Annotated in this window: 1 pseudogene; it reads right to left on the bottom strand. The window is 68.0% G+C overall.

Annotated features, from left to right (window positions below):
* Positions 1 to 524 (bottom strand): annotated as a pseudogene (locus CCN33_RS27465) (mechanosensitive ion channel family protein); the annotation flags it as partial.
* Between the last annotated feature and the right edge of the window lie 301 nt (positions 525 to 825).

Below are 825 nucleotides of genomic sequence, written 5' to 3'. Positions count from 1 at the left end.
GCGAACAGGTTGGCCAGCGTGTCCTGGAGCGCCAGCGCGACCGCCAGACCGCCGACCCCCAGGGCGGTGAGCAGCGGGGCGATCGAGATGCCGAGGGTCTGCAGGACCACCAGGAAGCCGATGGCCAGCACCAGTACACGGGTGATGTTGACGAAGATGGTCGCCGAGCCCGCCACGCCGGAGCGGGACTGGGTGACGCTCTGCACCAGGCCCGCGATCACCCGGGCCGCCGACAGCGTCACCACGAAGATCAGCCAGACCTGGAGGGACTGGTTGACGTGGTGCTGCACGGTGCGGGTCAGCGGCAGCACGGCCGCGCCCACCGCGATGCCGCTCGCTATCGCGGCCCACGGCACGACCGAGCGCAGCGCGTCCACGATGACGTCGTCCCCGCTCCACCGGGTCCGCTTGGCGTGCTTGGCCAGCCAGCGCAGCACCGTGCGGGACAGAAAGGCCAGCACCAGGCCGGCGGCCAGCGCGATACCGGCGAGGACCAGGTCGTCCAGGGTCGGCGTGCGGTTCACCGGGCGCCTCCGGTAGCCGAAACGGCGGTGTGGAGCCTGCTGTGAAGTCTCGTCACGTTGTCACCTGTTCGCTGTCCGGGGTGTGCGAACGTGCCCTCGGTGCGAAGGTCCGACGAAGGGCACGTGCCGTCATCCTGCCGCATGCGCGCGGTCCTGAAATGCCGTGCGGACACTCGGTGTGGGAGTTGACTCTTCCTGACATATCGTCATTTACACTTACGCTCGTCACTCAGCGTGAGGATGAATATGAGAAGAGTGATTCAAGCGCTGCGCAGCCCGCGGCGTCCCATCGTGCTCGGTG

Source organism: Streptomyces recifensis (assembly GCF_002154615.1).
GTDB lineage: Bacteria > Actinomycetota > Actinomycetes > Streptomycetales > Streptomycetaceae > Streptomyces > Streptomyces griseoluteus.
The sequence above is the reverse complement of the archived record's forward strand: the minus strand, read 5'-3'. Positions and strand labels throughout refer to the sequence as shown.